This is a genomic window from Azorhizobium caulinodans ORS 571, from assembly GCF_000010525.1.
Lineage (GTDB): Bacteria > Pseudomonadota > Alphaproteobacteria > Rhizobiales > Xanthobacteraceae > Azorhizobium > Azorhizobium caulinodans.
Genome location: NC_009937.1, coordinates 4244925 through 4268126 on the forward strand (window position 1 = coordinate 4244925; position 23202 = coordinate 4268126).

23 protein-coding genes, 1 tRNA gene and 1 pseudogene are annotated in these 23202 nt (G+C 67.9%); 12 read left to right on the plus strand and 13 right to left on the minus strand.

Annotated elements, in window-relative coordinates:
• Positions 1-97 precede the first annotated feature (97 nt).
• The 6 genes from AZC_RS19045 to AZC_RS19070 all read left to right on the plus strand — a co-directional run bounded on the left by AZC_RS19045 (position 98) and on the right by AZC_RS19070 (position 4380).
• Positions 98-496 carry a tautomerase family protein gene (locus tag AZC_RS19045; RefSeq protein ID WP_043879605.1) on the plus strand — a complete coding sequence of 133 codons (399 nt, stop codon included), beginning with the start codon at positions 98-100 and terminating at the stop codon, positions 494-496.
• Positions 496-921 carry a cupin domain-containing protein gene (locus AZC_RS19050; protein WP_012172222.1) on the plus strand — a complete coding sequence of 142 codons (426 nt, stop codon included), beginning with the start codon at positions 496-498 and terminating at the stop codon, positions 919-921. Before AZC_RS19045 ends, AZC_RS19050 begins: the two co-directional genes overlap by 1 nt.
• Positions 918-1508 (plus strand): DUF4865 family protein, encoded by a 591-nt coding sequence (locus AZC_RS19055; RefSeq protein ID WP_012172223.1) that lies wholly within the window; start codon positions 918-920, stop codon positions 1506-1508. Before AZC_RS19050 ends, AZC_RS19055 begins: the two co-directional genes overlap by 4 nt.
• Before the next feature lie 46 nt (positions 1509-1554).
• On the plus strand, positions 1555-2220 hold the full coding sequence (locus tag AZC_RS19060; protein ID WP_012172224.1) for a 5'-methylthioadenosine/S-adenosylhomocysteine nucleosidase: 666 nt from the start codon (positions 1555-1557) through the stop codon (positions 2218-2220).
• A complete protein-coding gene (locus tag AZC_RS19065; protein WP_012172225.1) occupies positions 2217-3518 on the plus strand; it encodes an RsmB/NOP family class I SAM-dependent RNA methyltransferase in 1302 nt (433 codons plus the stop codon). The genes AZC_RS19060 and AZC_RS19065 overlap by 4 nt, the downstream gene beginning before the upstream one ends.
• Positions 3519-3582: 64 nt before the next feature.
• Positions 3583-4380, plus strand: coding sequence for an ArsR/SmtB family transcription factor (locus tag AZC_RS19070; protein ID WP_244421741.1), 798 nt, complete (start codon positions 3583-3585; stop codon positions 4378-4380).
• Between the two features lie 49 nt (positions 4381-4429).
• On the opposite strand, the gene AZC_RS19075 is transcribed toward AZC_RS19070, so the two are convergent.
• Complete coding sequence (locus tag AZC_RS19075) at positions 4430-4978, minus strand: TerB family tellurite resistance protein (RefSeq protein ID WP_012172227.1); 549 nt, start codon at positions 4976-4978, stop codon at positions 4430-4432.
• A gap of 170 nt (positions 4979-5148) precedes the next feature.
• On the opposite strand from AZC_RS19075, the gene guaA reads away from it, so the two are divergent.
• Positions 5149-6696, plus strand: coding sequence for a glutamine-hydrolyzing GMP synthase (guaA, locus tag AZC_RS19080; protein WP_012172228.1), 1548 nt, complete (start codon positions 5149-5151; stop codon positions 6694-6696).
• 185 nt (positions 6697-6881) lie between these two features.
• Here guaA and AZC_RS26425 read toward each other — a convergent pair whose 3' ends face one another.
• Positions 6882-7100 (minus strand): hypothetical protein, encoded by a 219-nt coding sequence (locus AZC_RS26425; RefSeq protein ID WP_043879606.1) that lies wholly within the window; start codon positions 7098-7100, stop codon positions 6882-6884.
• Positions 7101-7135: 35 nt separating this feature from the next.
• Here AZC_RS26425 and AZC_RS26170 point away from each other — a divergent pair.
• A pseudogene (locus AZC_RS26170) lies at positions 7136-7361 on the plus strand (LysR substrate-binding domain-containing protein); the annotation flags it as partial.
• A 20-nt stretch (positions 7362-7381) separates the two neighbouring features.
• On the opposite strand, the gene AZC_RS19090 reads toward AZC_RS26170, so the two are convergent.
• The 6 genes from AZC_RS19090 to dapF all read right to left on the minus strand — a co-directional run bounded on the left by AZC_RS19090 (position 7382) and on the right by dapF (position 12479).
• Positions 7382-7894: an ureidoglycolate lyase gene (locus tag AZC_RS19090; protein WP_043879607.1), complete on the minus strand. Its 513-nt coding sequence runs from the start codon at positions 7892-7894 to the stop codon at positions 7382-7384.
• Positions 7895-8032: 138 nt separating this feature from the next.
• Positions 8033-9013, minus strand: coding sequence for a hypothetical protein (locus AZC_RS19095; protein WP_012172230.1), 981 nt, complete (start codon positions 9011-9013; stop codon positions 8033-8035).
• A 179-nt stretch (positions 9014-9192) separates the two neighbouring features.
• A tRNA-Ala gene (locus tag AZC_RS19100) sits at positions 9193-9268 on the minus strand.
• Between the two features lie 129 nt (positions 9269-9397).
• Positions 9398-10339, minus strand: coding sequence for a signal recognition particle-docking protein FtsY (gene ftsY, locus AZC_RS19105; protein ID WP_012172231.1), 942 nt, complete (start codon positions 10337-10339; stop codon positions 9398-9400).
• Positions 10336-11625: a tRNA (N(6)-L-threonylcarbamoyladenosine(37)-C(2))-methylthiotransferase MtaB gene (mtaB, locus tag AZC_RS19110; RefSeq protein ID WP_012172232.1), complete on the minus strand. Its 1290-nt coding sequence runs from the start codon at positions 11623-11625 to the stop codon at positions 10336-10338. Before mtaB ends, ftsY begins: the two co-directional genes overlap by 4 nt.
• 2 nt (positions 11626-11627) lie before the next feature.
• On the minus strand, positions 11628-12479 hold the full coding sequence (gene dapF / locus AZC_RS19115; RefSeq protein WP_043879608.1) for a diaminopimelate epimerase: 852 nt from the start codon (positions 12477-12479) through the stop codon (positions 11628-11630).
• Positions 12480-12654: 175 nt separating this feature from the next.
• On the opposite strand from dapF, the gene AZC_RS19120 reads away from it, so the two are divergent.
• The 4 genes from AZC_RS19120 (at position 12655) to AZC_RS19135 (ending at position 17745) form a co-directional block, all read left to right on the plus strand.
• Positions 12655-13515: a GyrI-like domain-containing protein gene (locus AZC_RS19120; RefSeq protein WP_148209883.1), complete on the plus strand. Its 861-nt coding sequence runs from the start codon at positions 12655-12657 to the stop codon at positions 13513-13515.
• Positions 13516-13582: 67 nt separating this feature from the next.
• Positions 13583-14113, plus strand: a complete 531-nt coding sequence (gene thpR, locus AZC_RS19125; protein WP_012172235.1) for an RNA 2',3'-cyclic phosphodiesterase — start codon at positions 13583-13585, stop codon at positions 14111-14113.
• Between the two features lie 159 nt (positions 14114-14272).
• Positions 14273-15457 carry an MFS transporter gene (locus AZC_RS19130; RefSeq protein WP_043880525.1) on the plus strand — a complete coding sequence of 395 codons (1185 nt, stop codon included), beginning with the start codon at positions 14273-14275 and terminating at the stop codon, positions 15455-15457.
• Positions 15458-15645: 188 nt separating this feature from the next.
• On the plus strand, positions 15646-17745 hold the full coding sequence (locus tag AZC_RS19135; protein WP_012172237.1) for a methyl-accepting chemotaxis protein: 2100 nt from the start codon (positions 15646-15648) through the stop codon (positions 17743-17745).
• 77 nt (positions 17746-17822) lie between these two features.
• Here the strand turns inward: AZC_RS19135 and AZC_RS19140 are convergent, their stop codons facing one another.
• From AZC_RS19140 to rpsA, 5 genes are all read right to left on the minus strand, one after another.
• Positions 17823-18149 carry a lipopolysaccharide assembly protein LapA domain-containing protein gene (locus AZC_RS19140; RefSeq protein ID WP_043880527.1) on the minus strand — a complete coding sequence of 109 codons (327 nt, stop codon included), beginning with the start codon at positions 18147-18149 and terminating at the stop codon, positions 17823-17825.
• Positions 18150-18160: 11 nt separating this feature from the next.
• Positions 18161-18445: an integration host factor subunit beta gene (locus AZC_RS19145; protein WP_012172239.1), complete on the minus strand. Its 285-nt coding sequence runs from the start codon at positions 18443-18445 to the stop codon at positions 18161-18163.
• Positions 18446-18553: 108 nt separating this feature from the next.
• A complete protein-coding gene (gene sppA, locus AZC_RS19150) occupies positions 18554-19525 on the minus strand; it encodes a signal peptide peptidase SppA (protein ID WP_012172240.1) in 972 nt (323 codons plus the stop codon).
• Positions 19526-19653: 128 nt separating this feature from the next.
• Positions 19654-20940 carry a methyl-accepting chemotaxis protein gene (locus AZC_RS19155; RefSeq protein WP_052286008.1) on the minus strand — a complete coding sequence of 429 codons (1287 nt, stop codon included), beginning with the start codon at positions 20938-20940 and terminating at the stop codon, positions 19654-19656.
• A 265-nt stretch (positions 20941-21205) separates the two neighbouring features.
• A complete protein-coding gene (gene rpsA, locus AZC_RS19160; RefSeq protein WP_012172242.1) occupies positions 21206-22897 on the minus strand; it encodes a 30S ribosomal protein S1 in 1692 nt (563 codons plus the stop codon).
• Positions 22898-23202: the final 305 nt, after the last annotated feature.

Below are 23202 nucleotides of genomic sequence, written 5' to 3' on the forward strand. Positions count from 1 at the left end.
TGAAAATCAGGACATATGGTCCATAATAATCTGATTTTCGGGATCATTCTGGAAGCCGATAGTGCCGGCGTCAACCACGGCTGAGCCGGAGTTTCCCATGCCCTTCACCCGCATTTCCCTGCTGGCGGGCCATCCGCCCGCTTATCTTGAGGCCCTGTCCGACAGCCTGCACGCCGCCCTCGTCGAGAGCTTCGAAGTGCCCGCCGCGGACCGCTTCCAGATCTTCCACCAGCACCAGCCCGGAGAGCTCGTCTTCGACCGCGATTATGGGGGCGGTCCCCGGTCGGCGGGCTTTGTGCTCTTCCACATCACCACCGGCCGCGCCCGCAGCCCGGCGGTGAAGCGCGCCTTCTACCGTCACCTCGTCGCCAATCTTGCGGCCTCGCCCGGTGTGCGGCCGGAGGATGTGATGGTGGTCCTGTCCGCCTCGCAATTGGAGGACTGGTCCTTCGCCAATGGCGAGAGCGCCGGTGCGCCGGAAGAGGAGGCCGCCTGATGTCCGGTCCGTCACCAGAAAACATCGCCTGCCCGGCGGAACTCACGATCCATGAGGCCGGCACGAGTGTGACGCTCTCGCCGGAGGGCATCGCCAGCGGCCGCTTCTGGGTGGAGATGCTGCTGTCCAGCCAGGTGGACGACGAGATGACCGCCATGCGCTGCTTTCTCCCGCCCGGCGTCATCACCCATTGGCACAGCCATCCGCGCGGCCAGCTTCTGTTCGTGCTCGACGGGCGCGGGCAGGTGCAGCGGGAGGGCGGGCCGGTGATCGAGGTGCGGGCCGGCGACAGCGTCTGGTTCGCCCCCGGCGAGCGCCACTGGCACGGTGCCACGCCGGACTGCACCTTCAGCTATTTCTGCGCCCAGGCCGTGAGCGGGGGCACCGCCGTCCACTGGGCGGAAGCCCCGGAGGCCGCCCGATGATCGCCATGCAATACAGCATCGCGCTGCCCGCCGATTACGACATGGACATCATCGAGCGGCGGATTCGGGAGAAGGGGCCGCTCCTCGACGGCTTCCCTCACCTCGCCTTCAAGGCCTATCTCTCCGCCCGCCGGGAGGGCGGCGCGGTGCCGAGCCACGAGAACCTCTATGCCCCCTTCTATCTGTGGGCCGCGCCCGAAGGCATGGATGCCTTTCTCACCAGCCCCGGCTTTGCGGGGCTGGCGCGGGATTTCGGCTGGCCGATGGTGCGCTCCTGGATCGTGTGGCAGGCGCAATGTGCCGGCGCCCTGACGGACGCGCGCTTTGCCAGCCGACGCATCGAGGCCATCGCGCCCCATGCCGATCTCGCGGCGCTGAAACGCGCGGCCTGCGGCGCAGGGGAGGCCGCCGTCAGGGAGGGGGCGCTGGCGGCCGTCTGCGCCTTCAATCCGGCGGACTGGTCCCTGGTCCATTTCCGCCTGTGGCCGACGCTGCCCATGACGCAGCAGCAGGACACGCAGCATTACGAGGTGGGGCATGTGTCCCTGCCTGCCCCCGGCCATGAAGCGGCCGGAAGCGGCCATTGACACGCGCGCCGTGCCGGAGGACCACAGGCGGCAAAGGAGCATGCCTATGGACAATCCGGCCCGGCACGTCGTCACCATCGCGGGAGTGAAGGTCCTGTTCGTGATGGCCACGACCTTCGAGTACGGGCCGCACCTGTCCGCGCGCATCATGCCCCTCATCAGCGGCGTCGGGCCGGTGGAGGCGGCTGCCGGCACAGGCATCGCCCTCGCCCGCCTCGCCGCAAAGGACGACCTGCCGGATCTCGTCTTCACCCTCGGCTCGGCCGGCTCGCGCAGCCTCGACCATGCGGGCATCTATCAGGTGGCGAGTGTCGCCTATCGCGACATGGACGCCTCCCCGCTCGGCTTCGAGAAGGGGCGCACGCCCTTCCTCGACCTTCCGGCCGTCCTTCCGGTGGAGCCGCAGATCCCCGGCCTGCCCGCCGCCTCGCTCTCCACCGGCGGCGCCATCATTTCCGGCGCGGCCTATGACGCCATCGACGCAGATATGGTGGACATGGAAACCTATGCGGTGCTGCGGGCGGCGGCGCAGTTCGGCGTGCCCACCATCGGCCTGCGCGGCATCAGCGACGGAAAATCCGAGCTCGCCCGGCTTGAGGATTGGACGGAATACCTGCACATCATCGACGAGAAGCTCGGCGCCGCGCTCGACCATTTCACCGAACAGCTGCGCGCCGGCACCCTGACCCTCCCGAACCGGATTCCCGCGTGACCCCTTCCGCCCGCCTGTCCGCCGCCATCGACATCCTCGCCGATATCATCGCCCGCCGCCGCCCGGCCGGCGATGCCATCAAGGACTGGGGGCTCTCGCACCGCTTCGCCGGCTCCGGCGACCGCGCCGCACTGTCGGGCCTCATCTTCGACGCCCTGCGCCGCCGCGCCTCCTGCGCTCATGTGATGGGCTCGGAAGAGCCGCGCGCCCTGCTGCTCGGGATGCTGGCCACCGTGCGCGGGCTGGATGTGGACGCCATCGCCAAGCTCTGCGACGGCGCCCGCTTCGCCCCTGCCCCGCTCTCCGAGGACGAGCGCACCCGCCTCGCCAGCCCTAGTCTGGAAGGCGCCGCTCCCTGGGTGCGCGGCGACTATCCCCAGTGGCTGGACGGCGAACTGAAGGCCATGTTCGGCGAGGAGCGTGTGGCCGAGGCCGAAGCGCTGGCCGCTCGCGCGCCCGTGGACATGCGCGTCAACACGCTGAAGGCCAAGCCAGAAGAGGCGCTGGCGGAACTCGCCCATCTTCACCCCGAACCCGGCCAGTGGTCGCCCCTGGCCCTGCGCATTCCGCTGGGGGCGGACGGCAAGCAGCCCCCCATCACATCCGAGCCCGCCTTCGTGAAGGGCGGCGTCGAAGTGCAGGACGAAGGCTCGCAGATCGCCGCCATCCTCGCCGCCCCCATGCCCGGCTCTCAGGTTCTGGACCTGTGCGCGGGCGCCGGCGGCAAGACGCTGGAACTGGCCGCCCTCATGGACAACAAGGGCCAGCTCTACGCCCATGACAGCGATGTGCGCCGCCTGAAGCCCATCCACGAGCGCCTCCAGCGGGCCGGCGTGCGCAACGTGCAGATCCGCGCGCCGCGCGGCACGGCGGACGTGCTCTCCGACCTCGAAGGCCACATGGACCTCGTGCTGGTGGACGCCCCCTGCACCGGCACCGGCACCTGGCGGCGCAACCCCGACGCCAAGTGGCGCGTGCGCCCCGGCGCGCTCGCCGAGCGCACCGCCGAGCAGGCGAAGATCCTCGAACAGGCTGTGCGCTATGTGAAGCCAGGCGGGCGGCTCGCTTATGTCACCTGCTCGCTGCTCAACTCCGAGAATGCGGGGCAGATTCGCGCCCTGCTGGAAAAGCACCCGGACTTCTCGGTGGTGCCCTCCACCGAAGCCGTTCTGGCACTCGGCAGCCGGGGCCTCGCCCTGCGCCAGGCCGCGCTGGACCTGCCCGAGGGCCTCATGCTGACGCCCCGCCGCACGGGCACGGACGGCTTCTTCATCAGCGTCCTGAAACGCGCAGCCTGAACGGGCCGCGCTCCGACGGCGTGTGGCCGCGCGTGAATACGTGACCATATTGACACGTGACAAAATGGAAACCTATTCTGAGGGCATGGATGCGGTCTTCGATGCCCTTGCCCATCCCATCCGGCGGGCGCTGCTGGATCGTCTTCGCGAGACGGACGGCCAGACGCTCACCGAGCTGGAGCGCGACCAGCCGCTGACGCGGTTCGGCGTGATGAAGCATCTCGGCGTTCTGGAGCGCGCCCATCTCATCGTCACGCGCAAGGTGGGGCGGGAGAAGCTGCACTATCTCAATCCCGTGCCGCTCCAGCAGGTCGCCGACCGCTGGATCTCCCGTTATGCCGCCCCCTTCGCGCGCACGCTGAGCGACCTGTCCCATGCCGTGGATGAGGGGGCGAAGATCATGTCCGCCAGCGGACCCAAGCACGTGTACGAGCACTTCCTGCGCGCCGCGCCGGAGGCGGTGTGGGCGATCCTGACGGATGACGCGAAGACGCCGCTCTGGCAGCATTTCAACATGACCTCCACCACCGACTGGCGGGTGGGCGGGGCCATCACCTTCTTCGTCGAGGGCCGGCCCATGATCGTGGGCGAGATCCTCGAACTCGCGCCGCCTACGCGGCTCGTGCACAGCTTCAGCGCCCGCTGGTCGCCCGACGTGGCAGGCGATCCGCCCTCCCGCGTCACCTGGGAGCTCAGCGCCATTCCCGGCGGCACGAAGCTCACCCTGACCCATGACAATTTCGGCGGCGACACCGCCACCAGCCGCGCCGTCACCGGCGGCTGGCCGGAATCCCTCTCCCGCCTCAAGACGCTGGTGGAAACGGGCACGCCCTTCCTCTTCCCCGTCGCCCACGCGGGCTGAGCGCGCCGCTGGAGCGGACAGGGGCCTCGCCGCCCGCTGCCCCCGCTCCTCACATCGCAGCGGCGCCGCGGCTCGTGCCCTTCTCCCCCGCGAGCAGGCGGTTCTTGAGCCGCGCGATGCCTTCGCGCTGGAGTTCGCTGGGGGCGGAATGGGCGGAGGCGACCTGCGTGAGCATGGTGATGAGTTCCATGCGCTCATCCACGCTCAGCCGGCTGCGCAGGAGCGGGATCAGGGGATCGGACACCTGCGAGAAGGGAAAGCGCTGCTGGGTATAGCCCCGGGCCTGCTCGAAGGCGGCCGAGATGTTCTCGAACGCCAGCGGATCCTCCATGAATTCAAGGATCTTCGTCTTCTCGCTGGCGGTGACGGGGCTACCGGTACGCACAATCTGGATCATGAGGATGACCGCCGCCAGCCGCGCATCGCGCACCCGCTCCAGCGGCGTGCCCACGATGTTGCGGATGGCTGAGACCGCGCGGCGCTGCACGCCTTTCGTATCGCGGTCCACCTCCTGCAGGCCCTTGACCGTCCGGTGCATGTAGAGGACCCAGAACAAGCCGGCGGCAAGAAGGCCGAGCAGACCCAAGAGAAGTGGCATGGATGCCTCCCTGGCGATGCCGGGGCAGGCTCCATGCGTGGGCAGCACGTGTCAAGCTGAGCCGGACGCGAGCGGCGCGCAGACCTGATGCGATACCGCCCGGCTTTTGTCGCCAGAACTTTCCCGCTAAAGGAAGCGCTCGAACGCCCCCTTGCGCCGGAAAGCCCCTCATGCACGACACCGTCCTCATCATCGATTTCGGCAGCCAGGTCACGCAGCTGATCGCGCGCCGGGTGCGCGAGGAAGGCGTCTATTCGGAAGTCGTGCCCTTCCAGAAGGCCGCCGAGGCCATGGATCGGCTGAAGCCCCGCGCCGTCATCCTCTCCGGCGGCCCGGCTTCCGTGATCGAGGGCGAGAGCCCGCGCGCCCCGCAGGCGGTGTTCGAGGCCGGCATTCCGGTGCTCGGCATCTGCTATGGCGAGCAGGCCATGGCCGACCAGCTCGGCGGCAAGGTGGAAGCCGGGCACCATCGCGAATTCGGCCGCGCCGAGGTGGAAGTGGTGAAGCCCGCCGCCCTGTTCGAGGGCGTGTGGCAGGAAGGCCAGCGCTATCTCGTCTGGATGAGCCATGGCGACCGCGTCACCCAGCTGCCCGCCGGCTTCGAGGTGATCGCCCAGTCCGAGAACGCGCCGTTTGCCGCCATCGCGGACGAGAGCCGCAAGTTCTACGGCGTGCAGTTCCACCCCGAGGTGGTACACACGCCGCAAGGCGCCCAGCTGCTGCGCAATTTCGTGCGCAAGGTGGCCGGCCTCCAGGGCGATTGGACCATGGGCGCCTTCCGCGAGGAATCCATCCGGAAGATCCGCGCCCAGGTGGGCGACAAGCGCGTGCTCTGCGGCCTCTCCGGCGGCGTCGATTCCGCCGTGGCGGCGGTGCTCATCCACGAGGCCATCGGCGACCAGCTGACCTGCGTGTTCGTGGACCACGGCCTGATGCGCCTCGGCGAGGCCGAGCAGGTGGTCTCGCTCTTCCGCAACACCTACAACATCCCGCTGGTGCACGTGGATGCGTCCGAGCTGTTCCTGAAGGAACTGGACGGCGTTTCGGACCCCGAGAAGAAGCGCAAGACCATCGGCAAGCTCTTCATCGACGTGTTCGAGGCCGAGGCCAAGAAGATCGGTGGCGCCGATTTCCTCGCCCAGGGTACGCTCTATCCGGACGTGATCGAGAGCGTCTCCTTCACCGGCGGCCCCTCCGTCACCATCAAGTCGCACCACAATGTGGGCGGTCTTCCTGAGCGTATGAACATGAAGCTCGTCGAGCCGCTGCGCGAGCTGTTCAAGGACGAGGTGCGCGCGCTCGGCCGCGAGCTCGGCCTGCCGGAGAGCTTCGTCGGCCGGCACCCCTTCCCCGGCCCTGGCCTTGCCATCCGCTGCCCCGGCGAGATCACCCCCGAAAAGCTGGAAATCCTGCGCCAGGCGGACGCCATCTATCTGGAAGAGATCCGCGCCGCCGGCCTCTATGACGTGATCTGGCAGGCCTTTGCCGTGCTGCTGCCGGTGCGCACCGTGGGCGTGATGGGCGACGGCCGCACCTACGACCACGTGCTGGCCCTGCGAGCCGTCACCTCCATCGACGGCATGACGGCCGACTTCTACCCCTTCCAGATGGACTTCCTCGGCCGCGCCGCCACCCGCATCATCAACGAGGTGCGCGGCATCAACCGCGTGGTCTACGACGTGACCTCGAAGCCCCCGGGCACGATCGAGTGGGAATGATCGAGGATTTATTTTTCGCGATCCGGGTGCGTGCAAGTCGATCGGTGTCGTGACAGCGTCCATTCAGGGCCGTCAGGAGCTACAGCTTCTGGCGGTCCTTTCTTTTGGTGTCCCCTCATCAGAAGCGAAGGCCGCACTCACGGTGACCCGATGGGCCGATGTGAGCGCAGCCCCATCTCGCCCCTTCATTCCTCGGTGGTCGCCAGCGTTCTGCCGCGTCGGACAGGCGCGCAGGCGTCCACACCGGAGAGGTCGCTTATCTTGGGGAAACGGAGCGGCATACGGGGACGGACGGCGGCGCCCCAAATCGCGCGGGCGATCACCTTCGCGAAGTCGCTATAGGTGTGGAGCGACCGGGCGAGGAGCGTAGTCAGCCGCGCCACGTCGCCGGCTTCCGGGATCATGCCATGCCATCGCTCACATAGCGCTCGGCCATGAGGCGCATTTCGGTGCCGCGCGCCTGCCTCTTTCACTGGCAAGTGCCGACCTGGCCGCGAGCCGGCTGGTGCAGTGGGGCACCGCGGAAGGGCCGGAGACGGCGCTCTGGGCGCTCTCCCCCCTCGCGCCGGCTGCTGAATGCCCGCGTCTCAGCCTTTCTGGCGCATCTGAAGGAGGCCTTTCCCGAAGGCACGCCGGAGGAGCTTGCGACCGATCTCTCGGCGTGAGGCACGGACTGCGTGGTTGCTCATTTGGGTACGCCCGCCGCCGCCATCTCCACTTGCACGGGTTCGGGCAGATCGCACAGCTCCGTATCCGGCCGCGTGCCGGACCACATGGCCATATGGAAGCGCGCCGGGCGGTCGAGGCTGCTGAGGCCGAGGTGCCACACGCCGGGCGCGTAGAGGATGCCGTCCTCGGGCCCGGCGATGAAGGCGGCAAGCTGCACCGGATCGACGCCGCCGTCGGGCGTGCTGCCGGCGACCACCACCAGCGCCCGGCAGCCGTCCACGGGCAGGAAGACCTGCGCAGACCAGGGATGCCGCTCCAACTGGCGCACCAGAAGCGGGGCGGGGCGCACGCTCACATCGAACAGGGAGAGGCACATCCGGGCGCCCGGCTCGCGGCCTTCCAGCTCCAGCCGCGCATCGCGCCGCTGCGCGAATCCCTCGTTCACGACCAGCGGCGCCCCCAGCCGCACCACGGCGCCGAAGGGCGCGAAGCGTTCGGGATTCAGGGCAAGGGGGATCAGGGAGAGCATGGCGCCTATGGTGCGGGAAAGGAATGCGGCACGCACCTAAGGTGACGGCGGGGGATGGCGCAAGCTGATCGTCTCCACGCAAACCGTAGGTCGTGATGCCGTAGATCGCCCTTCCACTCGAGCGGCGAAGGTGATGCGCTAGCGCCCGAGGGCGCGCTCGGCCATCGCCTTGGCGTCAACGAAAGCACGTTGCCGCAGCTCATCTAATGTTTCATTTGATCCCGTAAAAGAAGCGCGAGCGGCGGCTTCGATCTCCGGGCGACAAAGATCCAGGATCGCCGCCAGCTTCGCATCCTGCTCTGCCAGCTTAGACCTTGCCGTACGCGCCATCTCATCAATGCAACCACGTACGGCGGAGGCTTCTTTCGACGAACTGCCAAGCGATGACTGTGATGGAGATGCGGGTGGCGCACCCCTCGATTTTGCCACGACTGCGAGAGTGACCGCCTGCTTTCTGGCGGCAGCAGCCAGCTCATCCCTGAGGGCGACCAGTGACGCTGGCGCTGTGCCCTGCAAGCCCTCCCATGCGATGGACGCATCTAGATAACGACCGAGCTCACTGGAACACAGAGCCAAAGCGGCGTCGGCGACCAATTCGGCCCGCTCCCCTGATGAAACAAGCGCGATGGTCTTTTCGCCGATACAGCTCCACAGTTCTTTTGTGGTCGCCTCTTTGCGCTCTCTTGTAGCTGCAATGCGATTAATTCGAGCCTCGGCGTCGGCCGCGTCGCGCGCGATGATGGCTGAAATCTGCTCCTTTAAACGAGCCCCCGCTGCCCGCGGCAGGTCGTCAAGATAAGGGCCTCGAGCGAATTGTTCGCCGTAGCCCGGACCATAGTATCTATCGTGCATTTCGATCATGGTTCGCACGGCCGGCCGGCATCGATTGATGGCTTCGGGCAGCAGATCCATTGTTCTGGCTTCGCGCACAAAGGTGGCAAAGCGCGGATCTTCCCCCATCTGCTTCGCGATGCAGTCGGTGGCCGCTCGCACATAAGGGACCACCGCCGCACGGGCCTGCTTTTCGGTCAGGCCGGTCTGTGTTTGCGCGTGCAAGGCGGGCGGCGTAATCCACCCCGCACCTGCCGCCAATGCCAACGCCCCGAGCACGCTTCGCATCGCTCCCCCTCCCCTGGAAGCCAGTTTATGGCATCAGTCGGAACAACGACAATTGGCAGGTGAGATGAAAGGCACGTGTGGACGAGATGTTGGTGGCCGGGGGCAGCCCGACACGCAAACGATGAACACCTGTTAGGTGCTGCAGATCTGAGCCGAATGTGAGACAGAGGATCGGGAATTGGTGGAGCCGAGGGGAATCGAACCCCTGACCTCTGCAGTGCGATTGCAGCGCTCTCCCATCTGAGCTACGGCCCCGATCCATGGGATGGCTGCATGTACGGGGTGGGCCCGGCCCTGTCAAGCGAGGGGGTGTGGAGAAGTCCCCTGCCCCCGGCGCCATGCACAGCCGGGGCGCCGCATGGGCCGGCGCCCCATCGCCGCGCCTCAGTCGAGACCCGCGATGGCGCGGGAGAAGTCGCGGGCGGAGAAGGGCTGGAGGTCTTCCGCCCCCTCGCCCACGCCCACCAGATGGATGGGCAGGCGATATTTCTGGGCGATGGCGACAAGGATGCCGCCGCGCGCCGTGCCGTCGAGCTTGGTCATCACGAGGCCGGTGACGCCGGCGGTGCGGGCGAACACCTCCACCTGATTGAGCGCGTTCTGGCCGACCGTCGCATCCAGCACCAGCAGCACGGCGTGCGGGGCGGTGGGCTCCAGCTTCTTGACGACACGGACCACCTTCTCCAGTTCGTCCATGAGCTCGGTGCGGTTCTGGAGACGGCCGGCGGTGTCGATCATCACGATGTCCGAGCCATTTGCGCGGGCTTCGGTGATGGCGTCATGAGCAACGCCGGCGGCATCCGCGCCCTGTTCGCGGGCCACCACATGGGCGCCCGTGCGCGCGCCCCACACCTTGAGCTGCTCGATGGCGGCGGCGCGGAAGGTGTCGCCCGCGGCGAGCGTCAGCCTCTTGCCCTCGCTGCGCCACTGGGCGGCGAGCTTGCCGATGGTGGTTGTCTTGCCCGAGCCGTTCACGCCCACCATCAGCACCACGAAAGGCTTCTGGCCGGCGTCCGGCACGAAGGGCTTCGCGACGGGGCCAAGGATCTCCTCCACCTCCGAGGCAATCAGGCCCTTCACCTCGTCGGGGGCAATCATCTTGTCGTGCCGGCCCTTGCCCACCGCCTCGACGATGCGGGCGGCGGTGGCGGTGCCGAGGTCGGCGCGGATCAGCAGATCCTCCAGCTCCTCCAGCGTCTCGGCATCGAGCTTGCGCTTGGTGACGAGGTCCGTGATCCCCTGGGTGAGGGAAGTGGCCGTGCGCGCGAGACCGGAGGTCAGGCGGCGCCAGAAGCCGGGTTTTTCGGGGGGAGAGGTCTCGCTCATGCGGCCACCAGACGCGCGCCGTCGTGCCCGGCGATGCGCAGATCGATCACGGCGCCGGGCTGCGCCGCCCGGTGCAGGCGCACCGGCGTGAAATAGGGGGTGCGACCGATGCCGCCGCGCTCCACGAGCACGGGATGGCGGCGGCCGATCTCGGCGGCCAGATGCCGCCGCAGCGCCTCCTCGCCCTTCTCCCGCAGGCGGCGGGCGCGGGCATCCACCACGTCGCCCGGCACCGGCGGCATGCGCGCGGCGGGCGTGCCGGCGCGGGCGGAGAAGGGAAAGACGTGGAGGAAGCTCAGGCCGCACGCGTCCACGATGGAGAGCGAGTTGCGGAACATGGCTTCCGTCTCGGTGGGAAAGCCGGCAATGAGGTCCGCGCCCAGCACGAGATCCGGCCGCAGGCGGCGCATCTCTTCCACGAGCGCGATCACCTGCGCCCGCGAATGGCGGCGCTTCATGCGCTTCAGGATCATGTCGTCGCCCGATTGCAGCGAGAGATGCAGATGCGGCATCAGCCGCTCCTCTTCCGCCAGCGCGCGCAGGAGGTCGGCATCCGCCTCCACGCTGTCGATGGAGGAGAGGCGCAGGCGCTCCAGCTCCGGCACCTGCCGCAGAATGGCGCGCACCAGCCGCCCGAGAGTCGGCGCGCCGGGCAGGTCCGCACCATAGGAGGTGAGGTCGACGCCCGTGAGCACCACTTCCTTCTGCCCGCCTTCGGCCAGCGCGCGGATGTGGGCCACCACGTCGCCCATGGGCACCGAGCGGGAGGCGCCCCGACCATAGGGGATGATGCAGAAGGTGCAGCGGTGGTCGCAGCCGTTCTGCACCTGCACGAAGGCGCGGGTGCGCCCGTCCATGCCGTCCACCATGTGGAGGGCGGTCTCGCGCACGGCGAAGATGTCGTCCACCTTCACCTTTTCCTCGGCGCTGACGCCGAAATCGAAGGCGGCGCGGGCCTCGGCCCAGGTCTCAACTGCGCCCTTGGCGCCGTTCCCCACCACGCGGTCCACTTCCGGCATGGTGGCGAAGGTCTGGGGCTCGGTCTGGGCGGCGCAGCCGGTGACAACGACCTTCAGCGCCGGATCGGCCCGCTTGAGGCGGCGGATGCTCTGGCGGGCCTGGCGCACCGCTTCCGCCGTGACGGCGCAGGAATTGACGATCACGGTGCGGGTGAGGCCGGCGGCGGTGGCGGCGCGCTGGATCTCGGCGCCGTCGAGCGTGTTCAGCCGGCAGCCGAAGGTGACGACCTCGACGCCTTCCGTCTCCCGCGCGCCCGCCTGCCCCATGCTCAGGCGGCCTCGGTGATCATGTCGGAGGTGAGCGTGCCGGTGAATTCCAGCGCCACCGGGCCGGTCATCAGCACGTGGCCGTCGCTGGCGCGCCAGTCGATCACGAGGTCGCCGCCGGGCAGCGTTACGCGCACCTTGCGACCGGTCCGGCCGGTGCGGGCAGTGGAGACGCCGGTGGCACAAGCGGCAGTGCCGCAGGCGCGGGTGCGGCCTGCGCCGCGCTCCCACACATGCAGCAGGATATGATCGGGGCTCAGCACCTGAGCAAAGGAGATGTTGGCGCGCTCGGGGAACAGCGGGTGATGCTCCAGCGTCGCGCCGAGCGCCTCGACGTCCACGGCGTTGGCGTCGGGCACGAAGAAGACGGCATGGGGATTGCCCATGCTGACCATGCTGGCGGGGCCAAGGCTCGCGAAACCCTCGATCTGCACGGCGCTGGTGTCCGCCACGGGGCGGGCCAACGGAATGGCATCCCAGCCGAGGCGCGGAGCACCCATGTCCACGGTCACCTGGCCGTCCGGCTGCATCACGCAGTCCAGCAGTCCGGCGGCGCTCTCGAACAGCACGTGCCGCTCACCGATCCGGCCCGCCTCATAGGCCGCGATGCAGCGGGTGCCGTTGCCGCAGGCCCCCGATTCCGAGCCATCGGAATTGAGAATGCGCACGAAAGCGGCGGTGTCGGCGCGGCGCGGGGGATAGAGCACCATCGCCTGGTCGAACGGCAGCACGCCGGGACGGGCGAGCGCGCGCGCCGCGGCGGCGGGCACATCCTCCGGCTCGTGGCGCAGGTCGAGCACGAGAATCTCGTTGCCGAGACCGTTCATCTTCACAAAAGGGCGATGGGCAAGCATCGGAGCGGCGTCCAGACACCAGAAAACTGTCGACCTTATATGGCGGGAGGCGGCGCAAGCGCCACCCCTACCGTCGCAATGCTGACCCATGGGGAGTGGCAAACTCCCTCTTGGGTGCGGCGCCGAACATGCTAGAGCAGTGATGCGGCGGTTCGGTGAGTTGAGGGAGAGCGCGATGCGCGCAGACGAGGCTGCGGGTCTGTTCGGTGGACGCGGAATGAAGGCAGGGGCTTTTAGATGCGGCACCGTCGCCGCCTGCCTTCTGGCGCTGACCGGTCTCGCCTCCGCCCAGACCGCGCCCGCCGGAACGACGCCGGCGCAGGCACAGGCGCCATCCACAGCCGCTGCCGGTCCCGCACCGCAGGTTACGCCCGCCCCCAGCACGCCCCAGACGGCGCCCGCCTCGCCCCCGCCGGCCGCCGCGCCCGCGGAAGCGCAGTTGCCCCCGCCGCCCAAGCCCCCGGCGGATCCGAATGCGGTGACGCCCATGCCCGGCATGCCTACGCATTCCAACAGCCCGGCCGCCCAGCCGCTGCCGAGCGCGACGCCCGCACCCGACGGACAGGGCCAGACCGTGTTCTCGGGCGAAGGCGCTGTCCTCTCTCCCGTCGCCGTGGCGGTGAAGAGCGGGCAGTCGAGCTGGGACGAGGGATATGATTCCATCGTCGCCGCCCTCAATGCCGTCCAGGCCGAGATGGACAAGCTTGGGCTCAAGGCCGCCGGAGACGTGATGGTGGTCTATACGCAGAGCGATGACGCGGGCTTCGAGTTCGAGGCCCAGATCCCCTATTCAGGCACCCCCTCCGGCACGCCGGGCAAGGGTATCAAGCTCGCCCAGTCGTTCAACGGCAAGGCGCTGAAGTTCCCGCACCGGGGCTCCTTCGCCGACATGGACGACACCTATGAGCAGATCGCCAACTTCCTGGATTCGCGGAACCTGACCGCGCTCGATCTCTATATCGAGCAGTATCACACCGATCCGCGCGTCACGGCGCCGGATCAGCTCGTGGTGGACATTCTCGTTCCGGTGCGGTGAGGCCGCGCTTCCCTCGGGGGCGCGAATCTCATTCACTGTCGGCCATGTAATATCCGCGGAGGGTCCGATGCCTCGGCTATTCACCGCGATTGAGGTTCCCGGCGAGGTGGGCGCCACGCTCACCATGCTGCGCGGCGGCATATCGGGTGCCCGCTGGATCGATCCCGAGAATTATCACGTCACCCTGCGCTTCGTCGGCGACGTGGACGACGCCATGGCCCGCGACATCGCCCTCATGCTGGGGCAGGTGCGGCGGCGGGCTTTCGATCTGGTGCTCGACGGCCTTGACCAGTTCGGCGGCCACAAGCCGCGCACCGTTTTCGCGAGCGTAAAGACCAGCACGGCCCTGATGGAACTCCAGGCCGAGCATGAGCGCATCATGCAGCGCCTCGGCCTTGCGGCGGAACGCACGTATCGCCCGCACGTGACGCTCGCCCGCCTGCGCGACGCCTCCACCCGGCAGGTGGCAGACTATCTCGCCACCCGCGGGCTCTATCGCAGCGTTCCCTTTCACGTGCCGCGGTTCGTGCTCTACTCCTCCCGTGACAGCGTGGGGGGCGGCCCCTACATCGTGGAAGCGGAATATCCGCTGCACTGACCGCTCACGCGCTTCGTGAGCGGAGCGGACGCAGCGTCATCCTTTCCCAGGTCGGCAAACGCCTGTAGAGCGGATCATAAGCGTGGCATAAAGCCGCCCCGGAGAGGTTCCGTGACCGTTCTCGCCGAGACAGACCGCCTGTCCCGTCACCCGGCCTTCATGGCCTTCTGGGTCGCCCGCGTGCTGAGCGCGCTGGCCTTCCAGATCGCCGGCGTGGTGGTGGGCTGGATGGTCTATGAGAAGACCGCGGACGCCTATTATCTCGGCTATGTGGGCCTCTGCCAGTTCCTGCCCATGGTGCTCCTGACCTTCGTGGTGGGCACGCTCGCGGACCGGATCGACCGGCGGCGGATCGTCATCGTCTGCCAGAGCGTCGCGGGCCTCGCCCTCGCTTTGCTCGCCATCGGCGCCGCCACGGACACGCTGAGCGTCGGCGGCATCTTCGTCGCCGTTGCCGTTCTGGGGGGCGCGCGGGCCTTCGAGCACCCAACCCAGACTGCGCTGCTGCCCGGCCTCGTTCCCGAGCACCTGCTGCACCGGGCCATCGCCATGGCGACCTCCGCCATGCAGACCGCGACCATCATCGGCCCGGCCCTCGGCGGTGTGCTCTATGTGCTGGGCGCACGGGCACCGCTCGCCATCGCCGCCCTCTCCTATCTGTTCGCCGCCGCCGCCATGACCACGGTGCGGCTGGAGCGGCCCGCTCCCCGCCGTGATCCGGTGACGCTCTCCTCCGTCTTCTCCGGCGTCGGCTTCGTCTGGTCGCGGCCGCTCATCCTGGGCGCGCTGTCTCTGGACCTGTTCGCCGTACTGCTGGGCGGCGCCACGGCCCTGCTGCCCATCTTCGCAGCCGACGTGCTGCACACCGGCCCCTGGGGTCTCGGCCTGCTGCGCTCGGCACCTGCGGTCGGCGCCATCGGCATGGCGCTTCTGCTCGCGCATGTGCCGATGAAGAAGAACGTCGGCCTCAAGATGTTCGCGGCCGTGGCGACGTTCGGTCTCGCCACCGTGGTCTTCTCGGCCTCAACCAACCTGTATCTCTCGCTGGTCGCGCTCGCAGTGATGGGCGCATCCGACAATGTGAGCGTGGTGGTGCGCCAGTCGCTGGTGCAGCTCAACACGCCGGACGAGATGCGCGGACGCGTGTCGGCGGTGAACTCGCTCTTCATCGGCACCTCCAACCAGTTGGGCGAGTTCGAGAGCGGCATGACCGCCGGCCTCATGGGCGCCGTGCCCGCCGGCATCCTGGGCGGCGTCGGCACCATTCTGGTGGCATTGAGCTGGATGTGGCTGTTTCCCGCGCTCCGGAAAGCCGATACGCTGACCGGAAAGAACAGGGCCTAGATCTTCCACCGATCCTCCTGCCGCGGCGGCCAGATATCGCAAGCAATTCAGCCGACTTAATTTCAGCCAACCTGACAAAATACAGGACCAGACAAGCAATCACGTGCGCGTGAGACCCTGATCGACTCTAGGTTGAGGCAAGCTTAAACACCCCCCAGTGGAACCAATTCCTTCCGCTGGAGCGCATCATGCGTTTGACCATCAAGACCACGCTGATCAGCCTGTTCTGCCTCATCAGCCTGATCGTCGCGATCCTCTGTGCGGTAGCCTTGCGCACCGCCTACAAGGCCTACGTCTCTGCCGGTCAGGCGACGACACTCGCGCATATCGACCGCAATCTCTACGACGGGCTGGCGAATTTCCGCTTCGAGCGCGGCGAGGCGGGCATCGCCCTCGCACTCGCCAGCGACAAGAACCAGCGCAATGTCGCCAACATCGCGAGCCGCCGCGAGAAGGTGACCCCCGCGCTTGAGGCCGCGCTCGTCGCCTTCAGGACCTACCCTTTCATGGATGCCAAGATGGCGGCGCTGATCAAGGATCTGCAAGGCCAGTTCGAAACCGTGAAGGGCCTGCGCCGCCAGGTGGATGACCAGCTCGCGCTGGCGCCGGAGCGCCGGGATGGCTCGGTGGGCCAGCGGTTCGCCGCCGACGGCGGCAAGCTGCTGGATACGCTGGAGCGCCTGTCCACGGAAGTGGAGGCCGACATCCGCTCGCTCGATCCCACGCTGTCGCAGCTCATCCTCGCCCGCGCCATGGGCTGGGCCACGCGCACCTATACCGGCATCTCCACGCTGCTCATCAATGCCGCCGTCGCGCAGGACCGCCCCCTCACCGCCGAGGAGACGAAGTCGCTCTTCGCCAATGACGCCAAGGCGGATGTGGCCTGGGGCGCGGTGGTCGAGATCGCCATGGCCGACAATGCACCGCCCGCTCTGCGCAAGGCTGCCCAGACCGCGCAGGACTTCTATTTCGCGGGCACGTTCAAGACGCTGCGCGACGGCATCGTCAACCGCATCACCCGTGGCGAGAAGAGCGGCGTCTCCCTGCCGGACTGGCGCCAGCCCATCGAGATCGGTCTCGCCAACTTCGCCGATGTGGCGGGCGTCGCCGTGAACAGCCTCGCCGATATCGCCGACGCCAATGAGGACACAGCCCGCACGACGGCCCTCATCTATGCCGTCGTGCTGCTCGTTTCCCTTGCCCTCGCCGGCGCGGGCCTCGCGGTGGTCGTCGGCCGCGTGGTGCGGCCCATCTCGCACCTCACCGCCGTGATGGAGGACGTCGCCGGCGGGCATCTGGAGGTCGAGGTACCGGGCACGGCCCGCCACGACGAGATCGGCGCCATGGCCAAGACGCTCCTCATCTTCAAGGAGAGCCTGCTGCGCAACCGGCAGATGGAGCGCGAGGCGGAGGAAAACCGTCGCGCCACGGAGGCCCAGCGCCGCGCCGCCATGCTGGACCTCGCCGCCCGCTTCGAGACCGCCGTGGGCGGCATCATCGGTCAGGTGGCCAGTTCGTCCGGCGTCCTGCTCCAGACCGCCCAGTCCATGAGCCGGGCGGCGGAGCAGACCTCCACGCGCTCGACGGCCGTGGCCGCGGCGGCGGAGGAGGCCTCCACCAACGTGATCATGGTCGCTTCTTCGGCGGAGGAGCTGGGTGCCTCGGTGGAGGAGATTTCCCGCCAGGTGATGCAGTCCTCGCAGATGTCCTCGAGCGCCGTGGCCGAGGCGGACCGGACCGGCGCGGTGATGCGCGAGCTCGCCCAGGCCGCGGCCCGCATCGGCGCGGTGGTGGAGCTCATCAACACCATCGCCTCCCAGACCAACCTTCTGGCGCTGAACGCGACCATCGAGGCCGCCCGCGCCGGAGACGCCGGCAAGGGCTTCGCCGTGGTGGCCTCCGAAGTGAAGGAACTGGCCAACCAGACCGGCAAGGCGACGGAAGAGATTGCCGCGCAGGTGAATGCCATCCAGTCCACCACGCAAGAGGCGGTGAAGGTCATCGAGAGCGTGGGCCAGCAGATCCGCAGCATGAGCGACGTGGCCACCGGCATTTCGGCCGCCGTGGAGGAACAGGGCATCGCCACGCGGGAGATCGTCCGCAATGTGGATCAGGCGGCCACCGGCACCAATTCCGTGACCGGCCACATCACCGACGTCGCCCGCACGGCGCAGGAGACCGGGGCCGCGGCCCACGAGGTGCTCAGCGCCTCCTCGGCCCTCAGCGATCAGGCCAAGCAGTTGGAGGTGGAAATGCGCCGCTTCCTTGAGACGGTCCGCGCCGCCTGAGGTCTCCAAACGCAGACGGCCGGGCGTGGGCCCGGCCGTCTGTCTTTAGATCCTGAAGCGGCCCGGCGTCGGGAACGTCAGCGGCGGACCACCGCCGGAAGGGCGGTAGCGGTGGCCATCTGCGCCTCGTGGCGCACTTCCGCCGCCGCAAGATCACGGCGGGCGCGCCGCGCGGCCCGGCGATAGCGCCCCTGCCGCGCCCATGTGACGAGGCCGCCAATGACGAGCCCGAGGATGAGCGCGCCGAAGATGACCGCAAACAGCGGCACCGTCACCGAGATGACCGGCGTATCGGGCGAGAAGGGATCGAGCGAGAGCGTCACCGGGCGCCGATTGGCCACCGCCAGAGCGACGATGGCCACCGAGACCGGAAGGCCGATGATGACGGCGAGAAGGCGTCCCACGGGTGCGCTGCTCACGCCGCGCCGTTGAGACGCTCGCGCATCTCCTTGCCGGTCTTGAAATAGGGCACGACCTTGGAGGACACGTCCACCTGCTTGCCGGTGCGCGGGTTGCGGCCGGTGCGGGCCTCACGCTGCTTCACCGAGAACGCGCCGAAGCCGCGCAGTTCCACGCGGTCGCCCTGGGCCAGGGCATCCACGATCTGGTCGAGGATGGCGTTGACGATGTTCTCGACGTCGCGCTGGTAGAGGTGCGGATTGGCTTCGGCAATCTTCTGCACGAGTTCAGACTTGATCATGTCCCGACTGCTTCCCCTCGCGACCGGCTGAAGACGGATGGACCCGGAGAAACGCCCAGACCGGGCAGGATCCAGGATTAGCCGCCGCCCACGGCCGCACCCTACCCTTTAATTCTGCGCGGGAGCCTGCCAGAGGGCCAAAAGTCCGTCAAGCTGAGCCTTTTCAAAGGCTGCCTGCGTGGCTTGCGACAGAATGCCGGCCACGGTGTCGAAGCCGAGCGCGCTGGCGAGCGCACCCGCCGCGCCCCGCAGCCAGCCGAACTCGCTGCCCATGCTCTCGGACTTCCAGGTACGCACCCGCAGGTTCTCGGGAACGCCCTTCTCGCGCGCCAGCCAGGCCCGCGCCGTGCGTTCGTCGCCCAGTTCGTCCACGAGCTGGAGCGCAAGGCCCTGATGGCCGGTGAAGACGCGTCCGTCGGAGACTTCGGCGAGCCGCGCGTCGGAGAGCTTGCGCCGCTCGGAGACGAGGCCCTTGAACCACCCGTAGCTGTCCACCACGAGGGAATTGATGGCCGCCCGGGCCTCGGGGCTCGTGGGCTGGTAGCCGTTGGGCGCCGCCTTGAGCGGAGACGATTTGATGTCTTCCACCGTCACGCCGATCTTGCCGAGCAGATCGGTGACGTTCGGAAACTGGAAGATCACGCCGATGGAGCCCACCATGGCGTTGCGGCGGGAGACGATGTGGTCGGAGCCGATGGCGGCGATATAGCCGCCGGAGGCCGCCATGCCTTCCACCACGGCCACCACGGGCTTCTTGGCGGCCAGCTGGCGCAGCGCGTCGTAGAGCTGTTCCGCTCCCGTCACCGTGCCGCCGGGGCTGTCGATGGACACGATGACCGCCCGCGCGTTGGAGCGGCCGATCTCCTCCAGCATCTTCACCCGGTCGCGGTCGTTGCGAATGATGCCGCCGATGACCACCCGCGCCACATGGGGCGAGGAGGCGAGGACCGTCCGGCCGACGGCCACATAGGAGCCGACCGCCACAGCCGCGACAACGGCGAGAACGCCAACCACCCGCCAGAAGGTGAGTTTGCGGCGCAAGCGACGGCGATCCACGATCTGATCCACATCGAGCGACATTGACCTGCCTCCTGCCCCCGCCGAGCGCCGCACTTAAGCTGCGGCATCCCGCCTTGGCAAGCGGCACCCGCCGGATGCGACGCCGCGGGGGCGCCGCTCCGTTTGCCGCCTGCGGCGGTGCCTGCCGATCAGGACTGCGTGCGCAGGTTGGCGACGAAGCTCTTCACCTGCTGCTCCAGGCGGCTGGCTTGGCTCGATACCACGTCCACGGAGGTGCGCACCTGATCCACGGCGCCGGACGTTTCCTGCGCCGCCTGCGCCACGGTCGCGACCGCATGGGCCACGTCGCGGGTGCCGTTGGAGGCCAGACTGACGTTCTCGGAGATGCGCCGGGCGGCTCCCGACTGCACCTGCACCGTGTCGGCGATGGTGCGGGAGATGTCGTTGATCTGCTCGATGGTGCCGGAGATGGACCGGATGGCATCCACCGTCTGCGTCGTGACGGCCTGAATGTCGTTGATCTGGGCCGCGATGTCCTCGGTCGCCTTGGCGGTCTGCTGGGCGAGCGACTTCACCTCGGAGGCGACCACCGCGAAGCCCTTGCCGCTCTCGCCGGCCCGCGCCGCCTCGATGGTGGCGTTGAGCGCCAGGAGATTGGTCTGGGAGGCGATGGACTGGATCAGCTTCACCACGTCGCCGATCCGCTCGGCGGCGGCCACGAGCCGGTTGACGATCTCCTGCGTATCCGAAGCCTGCCGGGCGGCATTGCCGGCGATACCCGTGGAGCGCTGGGCCTGGTCGCCGATGGCGGTCATGGAGGAGATGAGCCCGTCCGTCTCTTCCGCGACGCTCACGACGCTGGAGCCGGTGCGGTCATTGATGGAGACGAGGCCGTCCGTCTGGCCGGCGGCGGCCGCCGCCGAACGGGCAAGCACCGAGACCACGCTGTTGAGTTGGGTCGCCGCATTGGCGATGGCCGCCATGGAGGTGCCAACCTCGCCTTCCAGCGTGTCGGCGAGCTTGGTGAAGGCCTCGCGGCGGCGCGCGACGGCGGCGACGCTGTTCATGTCCTGCAACTGGGCCAGAAGGTGCGGCTTGCCCTGGAAGGTGAAGGGTCGCACGTGGGCGATCACCTCGAAATCCGAGCCGTCCTTGCGGCGGTAGATGGCGGATCCGGCCCATTCGCCGTCGCGCTTGATGCCGGCTTCGACGCTCTTCACGAAGGCGGCCGGCGTCAGGTTGCCCGGCTGCACGGGCGCGAAGATGTTGGTCGGCGGCTTGCCCACCAGATCCTCGCGTCGGGTGATCTGCATCGCCGTGAGGAAGGGGCCGTTGGCATAGACCACCTTCTCCTCGCCCGGCTTGATGCAGCGGACGAAGACCGGCGTGGTCAGCGTGTCGAAGATGGCCGTCAGAAGCGCGAGATCCGAGGATTCGGCCACAGGCGCCGATTTGGACCAACCTGGAAGAGCCATCAAAACCTCCCTCAACCCTTGCTCGATGCAATGAACGAAGCGGGCGACTGCCGTCGTTGGAGCGGATCGTTGAGGGGCGAGGCTGGTGCCAGGCTTGCCTTGGCCCACATCGCGCAGGCGGATTTGGTGCGGTGCCGCAATCGCGGATTTTGATACCGCCGCATAGACTTGCAGGAGCGAGACGGTGAGCCGGAAACAGAAAAGGCCGGCGCAATGGCCGGCCTTTCCGATCTTGGTGCGAAGCGGCCCGTTCAGGCCGCGGCGATCACTCGCCGGAACGCTGCTTGAGGGCGGCGCCCAGGATGTCGCCCAGCGAAGCGCCGCTGTCCTGCGAACCGTACTGCGCGACGGCTTCCTTCTCTTCGGCGATCTCGAGCGCCTTCACCGACACCTGCACCTTGCGCGCCTTGCGGTCGAACAGGGTGACACGGGCGTCGAGCTTCTCGCCGACCGAGAAGCGCTCGGGGCGCTGGTCATTGCGATCGCGGGCCAGCTCGGAGCGCTTGATGAAGGTGGACAGGTCCGTGCCCGTCAGCTTCACCTCGATGCCGCCGTCCTTCACGTCGGTGACTTCGCAGGTGACGATGGAGCCCTTCTTCACGTCGCCGGCGTCCGCGAAGGGATCGCCCGCGAGCTGCTTGATGCCGAGCGAGATGCGCTCCTTCTCGACGTCCACGTCGAGAACGACCGCCTTCACCACGTCACCCTTGCGGAACTCGTCGATGACCTGCTCGCCCGGACGGTTCCAGTCGAGGTCGGAGAGGTGGACCATGCCGTCCACATCGCCGTCGAGGCCGAGGAACAGACCGAACTCGGTCTTGTTCTTGACTTCGCCTTCCACGACCGCGCCGGGGGCATACTTCTCGCCGAAGGCTTCCCACGGATTCTGCAGGGTCTGCTTGAGACCGAGCGAGATGCGGCGCTTGGCGGGATCCACCTCGAGCACCTGCACTTCCACTTCCTGGGAGGTGGAAACGATCTTGCCGGGGTGGACGTTCTTCTTGGTCCAGCTCATCTCGGACACGTGGATCAGGCCTTCGATGCCCGGCTCCAGCTCGACGAACGCGCCGTAGTCCGTGATGTTGGTGACGCGACCCTTGAAGCGGGCCTCCACCGGATACTTGGCCTCGATGCCCTCCCACGGATCGCCGAGGAGCTGCTTCATGCCCAGCGAGATGCGGTGCGTCTCGTGGTTGATCTTGATGATCTTCACCTTCACCGTCTGGCCGATGTTCAGCACTTCGGTGGGGTGGTTCACGCGGCGCCACGCAATGTCGGTGACATGCAGCAGGCCGTCGATGCCGCCGAGGTCAACGAACGCACCGTAATCGGTGATGTTCTTGACCACGCCCTCGATGGCCTGACCCTCTTCGAGGTTCTGGACCAGCTCGTGGCGCTGCTCGGCGCGGGTTTCCTCGAGGACGGTACGGCGCGACACGACGATGTTGCCGCGGCGGCGATCCATCTTGAGGATCTGGAAGGGCTGCTGATTGTGCATCAGCGGAGCGACGTCGCGGATCGGACGGATGTCCACCTGCGAGCGCGGCAGGAAGGCCACGGCGCCGTCGAGATCGACGGTGAAGCCGCCCTTGACCTGATTGAAGATGACACCGGAGACCTTCTCGCCGGCGTTGAACGCCTTCTCGAGCTTGACCCAGCTCTCTTCACGGCGGGCCTTGTCGCGGGAGAGGACGGCCTCGCCCATCGCGTTCTCGACGCGCTCGAGGTAGACCTCGACCTCGTCACCCACCTTGATGGGGTTCTCGCGGCCGGGGCCGGCGAATTCGCGCAGCGCGACACGGCCTTCGGTCTTCAGACCGATATCGATGATCGCCAGATCCTTCTCGATGGCGACCACAATACCGCGGACGACGGCACCTTCCTGAAGGTCGGCACGGCCGAAGCTCTCATCGAGGAGGGCGGCGAAATCATCACGCGTGGTTTCTACGGCGGACATCTAGTCTCCGAACTGTCTGGCGCCGGCGTCTCGTGTTGGGACGCCCGTATCGTGCGGATGGCCCGGGAGACACCCGAACCGCCACCGGAAGATCCAGTGGGCCGGCGCAAAGACCGCGCGATACGAAGCATGCTGGGGTGTCCGCGGCGCTGCGCGGGGAAGCCAAAGGCGGGACAACCTCCGTGTCGCGACAGCACGTATCCCGCGCCATCGGCCCGCCCGGACAGCTTCCACGAGGGTATGAGCGGCCAGGAACGGGGGTTACCTAGTGGAAAACCCGGCCATCCGCAAGGGTTCGCGGCAGC